Consider the following 7,979-nt stretch of genomic DNA (forward strand, 5'->3'; position numbering starts at 1 on the left):
CATCGACTACTACCGCTCGCCAGGACGCTCCCCATGAATCGTTTACTGACTGTTTCGCTGCTGCTCGCTGTCTCCGTACTCGCCGGTTGCGCGACCCACGTTTCCCCTGAACAACGGCCGTACACCGCCGAAGAAACCCGCGAACTGGCAATGGAAGCGCTGAACCGCAGCGGCTTGTCTTTCGACGAATATCATGCGAAAAAAGCTGCACTGCTGGGCGAATCGCAATTCGACAAGAAAGCTGAAATGAGCGCCGGGCGTGCGATACAGCTGCACGGTCGTCCAAGCTAATCGCAAACTGTACTGCTTGAATTTTCGCGTAACTGTCCGTGGGTTTGCGCGCTGCCGTGCGATAGGGTCAACACCTGAATGACCCTGACGGATTGCCCCATGACCCTCTCGCTTGATCTGCTGTTGGGCTTTGCCCTGTTTGCCCTTGTCACCTCGATTACACCGGGGCCGAACAACACCATGTTGCTTGCGTCGGGCGTGAACTTCGGCTTCAACCGCACCATTCCTCACATGCTCGGCATCACCTGCGGCTTCTTCGTATTGGTGGTCGCCGTGGGTTTCGGCCTGGGCGCGGTATTCCAGACTTACCCGATTCTCTACACCGTGCTGCGCTATCTCGGCGCTGCATATCTGTTGTACCTGGCGTGGAAAATCGCCCATTCGGGGCCGGTGGGTGAGGGCGTGGAAGGCGAGGCCAAACCGATCAGCTATCTGGGTGCCGCCGCGTTTCAGTGGGTCAATCCCAAGGCCTGGATCATGGCCATCGGCGCCATCAGCACCTACACGCCGATGCAGGGTTACTTCACCAACGTGGTGGTGATCGCCGCCGTGTTCGCCATCATCAACCTGCCCAGCGTCGGCGTCTGGGCAGCGTGCGGCACGCTGCTGCGTAACGTGCTGAAGGACCCGCGCTGGTTGCGCGTGTTCAACTGGGGCATGGCGGCGCTGTTGGTGATTTCGCTGTACCCGTTACTTCTCGAAAGCTTTCACTGACGCATTGCTTCAACCGCCGGCCCGATGCCTGTTAAGCTCGGCTTCAGGAGCGTTCCTACGCACTTTTAAATGAAGTTGTTCTTCTTTAACGGCATCCGATCAGGTATTGATGACGGTCTCGAACCCAGGCGCAGCTCACAAGGCTGCGTTGTGCCGTTTGCAGACACGAGCCTCCTGATCCCGGAACACGCTCTGCGAGTCTTTTATGATTAAACGTCCGTTGTATTTCGATTACGCCGCCACCACCCCGGTGGACGAGCGGGTCATCCAGGTGATGATCGATTGTCTGGGTTTTCACGGTAACTTCGGCAACCCGGCGTCCAGCTCCCATGCCTTCGGCCAGCAGGCCCGGCACACGGTCGAGCAGGCCCGTCGGCAAGTCGCCGAACTGGTCGGCGCCGAGGCCGCGCAGATCGTCTGGACTTCCGGCGCCACCGAATCCAACAACCTCGCCCTCAAGGGCGTGGCCCAAGCGCGCGGCGTTGCCGGCGGCCACATCATTACCAGTCAGATCGAACACAAAGCCATTCTCGATACTGCCCGGCAATTGCAGGATGCCGGCGTTGCGGTGACCTATCTGGTGCCTGATGCTGAAGGCCTGATCACCCCGCAGGCGGTCAGCGAAGCCATGCGCGACGACACCTTTCTGGTATCGCTGATGCTGGTCAACAACGAACTCGGCACCCTCAACGATATCCCGGCGATCGGTGAAGTCGTGCGCGGCCGTGGCGCGTTGTTTCATGTCGATGCTGCGCAGGGCGCCGGCAAAGTGGTGATCGATCTGCAGCAGTGGCCAGTGGACTTGATGTCGTTTTCGGCGCACAAGCTTTACGGTCCCAAGGGGATCGGCGCGTTGTATGTCGGCCCACGCGCGCAGCAGCGCTTGCAGGCGCAGATTCATGGCGGCGGCCACGAAGGCGGGCTGCGCTCCGGGACCCTGGCGACGCATCAGATCGCCGGCATGGGCGCGGCATTCGCCTTGGCGGCTGCCGAATTCGATGCCGAGAAAAAGTCCATCGTGGCGCTGCGTGAACGGCTGCTCGAACAGTTGCTGAGTCTGCCAGGCGTACGTCTCAACGGCAGCGCCAGCCAGCGCATCGCGCACACGTTGAGCCTGACCTTCAGCGAAGGTGAATTCAACAGTGCGGCCTTGAGCCAGTCGATCGCCTTTTCCGCGACCTCGGCCTGCAACTCGGCGAGCAACACGCCTTCTCACGTGCTGCTGGCACTGGGGCACGACGCCCGGCTGGCCGGTCGCACCATTCGCCTGAGTCTCGGCCGTTTCACCACCGCCGATGATGTCGATCAGGCGGCAGCACTGATCAAAGGCGCCTGCGCCAGTGCCCCGGCATTCTGGGCGACAGGGCTTTAACCAGCCGGTTTTCACGGCTACGAACAATAACGATGAAGTGATTGGCAGGAGACATGATGAGTACCCAGACTTTGACCGAAGGAACGGTTCCCCAGCGCCTGGCGCACACCCGTGAACTGATGCGCCGCGAAGGCATTCATGCGTTGCTGGTGCCATCGGCCGACCCGCATCTGTCGGAGTACCTGCCGGGCTACTGGCAGGGGCGGCAATGGCTGTCGGGCTTTCATGGTTCGGTCGGCACTTTGATCGTGACTGCTGATTTCGCCGGGGTCTGGGCCGACAGTCGCTATTGGGAACAGGCGACCAAGGAACTCAAGGGCAGCGGCATCGAACTGGTCAAGCTGCAACCGGGTCAGCCGAGCCCGCTGGACTGGCTGGCGGAGCAGACACCCGAAGGTGGCGTGGTGGCGGTCGACGGTGCGGTGATGGCCGTGGCTTCGGCACGTACCCTGAGCAGCAAGCTTGAGGCGCGTGGCGCGCGTCTGCGCACGGACATCGACCTGTTGAATGAAGTCTGGGCGGATCGCCCGAGCCTGCCGAACGCGCCGATCTACCAACATCTGCCACCGCAAGCGACGGTCAGCCGTGGCGAAAAACTCGCCAAACTGCGCGAGACCCTGCAGGCACGTGGCGCCGATTGGCACTTCATCGCCACCCTCGATGACATCGCCTGGCTGTTCAACCTGCGCGGCGGCGACGTGTCGTTCAACCCGGTGTTTGTTTCTTTTGCGTTGATCAATCAACAGCAGGCCACGCTGTTTGTGGCCTTGAGCAAAGTCGATGCCGAACTGCGTGCAGTGCTGGAACAGGACGGCGTGACTCTGCGCGATTACCGCGAGGTCGCCGACGCCTTGCGCGCCGTACCGGGTGGTGCGAGTCTGCTGGTGGATCCGGCGCGGGTGACCAGCGGTCTGCTGGATAACCTCGACAGCGCGGTGAAACTGGTTGAAGGCCTGAACCCGACCACTCTCGCCAAATCGCAGAAGAGCGAGGCCGATGCACAGCACATTCGCAAGGCCATGGAACAGGATGGCGCGGCGTTGTGCGAATTCTTCGCCTGGCTGGAATCGGCCTGGGGCCGTGAACGCATCACCGAACTGACCATCGACGAAAAACTCACCGCTGCCCGTGAGCGCCGTCCGGATTACGTGTCGCTGAGCTTCAACACGATTGCCGCGTTTAACGCCAATGGCGCGATGCCGCACTATCACGCCACCGAAGAAGAACACGCGGTGATCGAGGGTGACGGCTTGCTGCTGATCGACTCGGGCGGCCAGTACCTGGGTGGCACCACCGACATCACTCGAATGGTGCCGGTCGGTACGCCGACGGCTGAGCAGAAGCGTGACTGCACGCGTGTGCTCAAAGGAGTGATTGCCCTGTCGCGGGCGCATTTCCCGAAAGGCATTCTGTCGCCGTTGCTCGATGCCATCGCGCGTGCGCCGATTTGGGCTGAAAGCGTGGATTACGGTCACGGCACCGGTCATGGGGTCGGCTATTTCCTCAACGTGCATGAAGGCCCGCAGGTGATCGCCTATCAGGCAGTACCGGCACCGCAAACGGCGATGCAACCTGGGATGATCACCTCGATCGAACCGGGCACCTATCGTCCAGGTCGTTGGGGCGTGCGCATCGAGAACCTGGCGATGAACCGCGAGGCGGGGAGCAGCGAGTTTGGCGAGTTCCTCAAGTTTGAAACGCTGACCCTGTGCCCGATCGACACGCGCTGCCTGGAGCCGTCCTTGCTCACGCAGGAAGAAAAGGAGTGGTTCAACGCCTACCATGCTGAAGTGCGTGAGCGTCTGAGTCCGTTGCTGGAGGGGGCCGCGCTGGAGTGGCTGAACACGCGCACAGCGGCGATTTGAATGGCTGAAACCCGGGCGCTGTTGGCAGCGTCCGGGTTCTGAGGTTTTTCTAAGCCTGACGCAGGGCCTCTTCGACGAAGTCGAGGCGGTCCTGTCCAAAGAACATCTGGTTGCCGATAAACATGCTCGGCGCGCCAAACACCCCGCGTTTAATGGCTGTTTCGGTGTTGTCCTTCAGAGCGGCCTTGACTGTCTCGTCGTTGGTCAGGGCCAGGACTTCATTGGGATCGAAGCCCTGTCCGCTCAAAACCGCAGCGACAGTCTCCGGCTCATCGAGAGGGCGTCCCTCCACCCACAATGCATTGAACAGGCAATCGATAAATGCGTGAAAGCGTTCCGGTTGGTGCAGTTGGATGCCGGTGATCGCGCGCATCAGCATCAGCGTGTTGATCGGGAAGTGCGGATTGAATTTCAGCGGCACACCGTAACGTTTTGCGTAGCGATCCAGATCCTGAAACATGTAACGGCCCTTCGCCGGAATCATTGCCGGCGATGCGTTGCCAGTCGCCTTGAACACGCCGCCCAGCAGCATCGGGATATAGATCAGCTCGCTTTGGGTTGCGGCACATATTTTCGGTAATTGGGTGTAAGCCAGGTAGGTGGCAGGGCTGCCGAGGTCGAAATAGAACTCCACGGTTTTCGTCATCTTCGCTGCTCTCTGATTATTGTTATGGAGGAGGCGGGGCTTACCAGCGTTCGTTCCACGGGCGCAGATCCAGCTCGAAGGTCCAGGCATCCCGTGGCTGACTGTGCAGATACCAATAGTTTTCGGCGATGTGTTCGGGATTGAGAATACCGTCCTGATCCTTGGTCGCGTACTTCTCGGGGAAACTGTTGCGGATGAAGTCGGTATCGATCGCGCCATCGACCACTACATGGGCGACGTGGATGTTCATCGGCCCCAACTCGCGCGCCATGCTTTGCGCCAGTGCACGGATGCCGTGTTTGGCGCCGGCAAACGCGGCAAATCCCGAAGCACCGCGCAGCCCGGCGGTGGCGCCAGTGAACAGGATGGTGCCGCGGTTGCGGGTGACCATGCGCTTGGCCACTTCGCGGGCATTGAGGAAACCGGAGAAACAGGCCATTTCCCAGATCTTGAAATACTTGCGCGCAGTTTCTTCGAGAATGCTGCAAGGCACGTTGGCGCCGATGTTGAAGACAAACGCCTCGATCGGGCCGAGGTGGGTTTCAATCTCTTCAATCAACGCAATCACGTCTTCTTCCTTGCGCGCATCGCAGGCAACGCCGTGAGCTTCGCCACCCTCGGCCTGAATCGCCTCGACCAGCGGCTGTAATTTGTCGGCGCTGCGCCGGGTGACGCAAGCGATAAAACCTTCTCTGGCAAAGCGCTTGGCAATCGCTCCGCCAGTGGCATCGCCCGCACCCACCACCAACACGACCTTCTTGTTATTCATGGGTAGATCCCTTTAGTAAACGATCGTTAAGTGAACGAACGTTATGCTAGGATCCGGACAACGTCAAGGCGGTCGATCAAGAGGGCAAGCACATGCGGTATTCCGCCGGTCATAAGCTGGAAACCCGAGAAAAGCTGCTGAACAGCAGCGCGCTGTCAGCCAAGCGTTCTGGCTTTTCCACAGTCGGTGTCGATGGTTTGATGAAGGCCATCGGCCTCAGTGGCGCAGCGTTTTATAACCACTTCTCGTCGAAAAACGAGCTGTTCACGGCGATCGTCGAGCGTGAACTGTGTCAGAGCCTGGAGCGACTGGGAGGGCAGGGGGCGCAGGATCGTGAGCGGCTGGAACGCTGTCTGAAACAGTACCTGAGCATGGCTCACGTGGAGCAGCCTGAATCGGGCTGCGCCTTGCCAACACTGGGTGCGGAAATTGCCCGTTCAGATGATCAGGTTCGCGAGCAGGCTGAACTGTGGATTTGTCGGTTGCACGCCAGTTGGGCGCAGATTCTGGAAAGCGACAGCCTGGCGTGGGCGATTCTGTCGCAATGCGTCGGAGCGTTGGTAGTGGCGCGGATGCTGGTGACGCCGGAGATTCAACGGACGGTTTTGAAATCCAGTCATGAGGAAATCGGGCGTCAGCTGGCTGCTCGACAAGGCGAGCAGCCAGCATGATTCATTTGCAGATGACGATCATGCTACGGCTGGTATAACCGGCCGGATTAAGACCGAACGGGTAGTCGCCGGGTTCTTCCACGGCGTCCCCTGATTTGGCGATGACTTTGTAGCCCTTTGGGGCGCAGGCATTGGCGGCGCTGGTGTAGCACTTGTCCCAAGAGGACGACAGCCCGGAACAGTTGATGTGCAGCCCTTTTTTACCGTGCTTCACTTGGGTCTTGGAAGTGGCTGCGCACCCCGCTACTGCCAATACAGCGATCAGTATCAAAATTCGTTTCATTACCGTCCTTATGGTAGCCACGAGTCTGGCGCTCGGGTCTGCCTGTATTCGCCTGCGCTTTAAGCGGTTCGATATCCCTGTCCGAAAAAATCCATGTCTGGCACTGAGTTAAGGGGTCTAAACATGGCCTAAATGAACGCCAATTGCCAGACCTTCGTCAAATCCTGTTTCAATCTGCCGCTACAACGGGTTTGGCGCTACTGCCCATGGTCATGGTTGCCCCGACGGAGGCCAGAATAATGCACAGGATCGCCATCCATTGTGACAGCGTGAGGTACTCCTGCAGGAATAGCAGCCCGGACAACGCGCCAAAGGCCGGTTCGATGCTCATCAACGTCCCAAAGGTGCGGGCTGGTATGCGGGTGAGGGCGACCATCTCCAGCGTGTAGGGCAAAGCAGTCGAGAGGATGGCGACGCCGATGGCCACCGGGATCAGCGACGGGGTGAGCAATGCCGCGCCGGCATGCACGATGCCGATCGGGGCGACAAACAGTGCGGCAATCATCACGCCCAGCGCCGCGGTCGTCACGCCGTTGTCGGCGCCAGCCTTTTGGCCGAACAGAATGTACAGCGCCCAGCACACGCCGGCCCCCAAGGCGTAACCGGCGCCCATTAGATCAATCCCCGTGGATGTCGCTCCTGTCGGGATCAACAGCAGCAGGCCAACTGCCGCCAGAGCAATCCAGAGAAAGTCGATAGCGCGGCGGGAGGCGTAGATGGCGACGGCCAACGGACCCGTGAATTCAAGCGCGACTGCAATTCCAAGTGGCACGGTGCGCAATGACATATAGAAGAGGAAGTTCATCCCGCCCAGCGCCATTCCGTAAACGATCACCGTGCGCAGGGACTGAGCTGTCAGCCTTGCGCGCCAAGGGCGCAATAACAACAGCATGATCACGCTGGCGAAGACCAGGCGCAGAGTGGTCGTTCCTTGAGCGCCAACCACCGGGAACATGCTCTTGGCCAGAGAGGCGCCAGACTGAATGGATGCCATGGCTATTAATAAGAGGCCAACCGGGAACAGCATTGAGGCCAGAGAGCGAGGTTGGTCAGTCATTGCAAGGCATCATCCGAAGGTGAGAACAGGGTGTTGTTTTAAGTGTTGGGCAATATACTGCGCATTCGCTGACGTTGCATCTATATATAAGCAGGCTTTTTCGGTGCATTGATAGAAAACTGAAATTAACGGTTGACGGCAGATTCAGGAGGTCTATAATTCGCCCCACTTCCGGCGCAGTCGAAACGGAAAACTCCTTGAGATTCAATGAGTTGCGCAGTTTTCGACGGCGGCTTGCTTCAGTTCATCGAAGCCTGGAAGGAGTTGAAAGGGCGGTGATGTTTGGCTCTTTTGACGGTTCGATCTTCTCG

At 59.4% G+C, this 7,979-nt stretch carries 9 protein-coding genes; 5 read left to right on the forward strand and 4 right to left on the reverse strand.

The features are described 5' to 3' along the window. Positions 1-33: 33 nt before the first annotated feature. The 4 genes from ACM6I7_RS25995 to ACM6I7_RS26010 all read left to right on the forward strand — a co-directional run bounded on the left by ACM6I7_RS25995 (position 34) and on the right by ACM6I7_RS26010 (position 4,242). Positions 34-291, forward strand: coding sequence for a hypothetical protein (locus ACM6I7_RS25995; RefSeq protein ID WP_041069780.1), 258 nt, complete (start codon positions 34-36; stop codon positions 289-291). Between the two features lie 99 nt (positions 292-390). Next, complete coding sequence (locus tag ACM6I7_RS26000) at positions 391-1,005, forward strand: LysE family translocator (protein WP_003226640.1); 615 nt, start codon at positions 391-393, stop codon at positions 1,003-1,005. Positions 1,006-1,210: 205 nt separating this feature from the next. Next, a complete protein-coding gene (locus ACM6I7_RS26005) occupies positions 1,211-2,377 on the forward strand; it encodes an aminotransferase class V-fold PLP-dependent enzyme (protein WP_414889524.1) in 1,167 nt (388 codons plus the stop codon). A 56-nt stretch (positions 2,378-2,433) separates the two neighbouring features. Beyond that, positions 2,434-4,242, forward strand: a complete 1,809-nt coding sequence (locus tag ACM6I7_RS26010) for an aminopeptidase P family protein (protein ID WP_414889525.1) — start codon at positions 2,434-2,436, stop codon at positions 4,240-4,242. A 49-nt stretch (positions 4,243-4,291) separates the two neighbouring features. Here the strand turns inward: ACM6I7_RS26010 and ACM6I7_RS26015 are convergent, their stop codons facing one another. Both ACM6I7_RS26015 and ACM6I7_RS26020 read right to left on the reverse strand, forming a co-directional pair. After that, complete coding sequence (locus ACM6I7_RS26015; protein WP_414889526.1) at positions 4,292-4,888, reverse strand: 2-hydroxychromene-2-carboxylate isomerase; 597 nt, start codon at positions 4,886-4,888, stop codon at positions 4,292-4,294. A 40-nt stretch (positions 4,889-4,928) separates the two neighbouring features. Next, a complete protein-coding gene (locus ACM6I7_RS26020; protein ID WP_414889527.1) occupies positions 4,929-5,657 on the reverse strand; it encodes an SDR family oxidoreductase in 729 nt (242 codons plus the stop codon). Between the two features lie 92 nt (positions 5,658-5,749). Between ACM6I7_RS26020 and ACM6I7_RS26025 the strand changes: the two genes are divergently transcribed. Next, positions 5,750-6,328, forward strand: a complete 579-nt coding sequence (locus tag ACM6I7_RS26025; protein WP_097088222.1) for a TetR/AcrR family transcriptional regulator — start codon at positions 5,750-5,752, stop codon at positions 6,326-6,328. 1 nt (position 6,329) lies between these two features. Here the strand turns inward: ACM6I7_RS26025 and ACM6I7_RS26030 are convergent, their stop codons facing one another. Both ACM6I7_RS26030 and rhtA read right to left on the reverse strand, forming a co-directional pair. After that, the gene (locus tag ACM6I7_RS26030; protein WP_007965435.1) at positions 6,330-6,611 is read right to left on the reverse strand and encodes a hypothetical protein; all 282 of its coding nucleotides are present in this window, start codon (positions 6,609-6,611) and stop codon (positions 6,330-6,332) included. A gap of 169 nt (positions 6,612-6,780) precedes the next feature. After that, positions 6,781-7,668, reverse strand: a complete 888-nt coding sequence (gene rhtA / locus ACM6I7_RS26035) for a threonine/homoserine exporter RhtA (RefSeq protein ID WP_027613370.1) — start codon at positions 7,666-7,668, stop codon at positions 6,781-6,783. Between the last annotated feature and the right edge of the window lie 311 nt (positions 7,669-7,979).

It is taken from the genome of Pseudomonas sp. IT-93MI4 (genome assembly GCF_949767635.1).
In the GTDB taxonomy this organism is placed as follows: domain Bacteria; phylum Pseudomonadota; class Gammaproteobacteria; order Pseudomonadales; family Pseudomonadaceae; genus Aquipseudomonas; species Aquipseudomonas putida_A.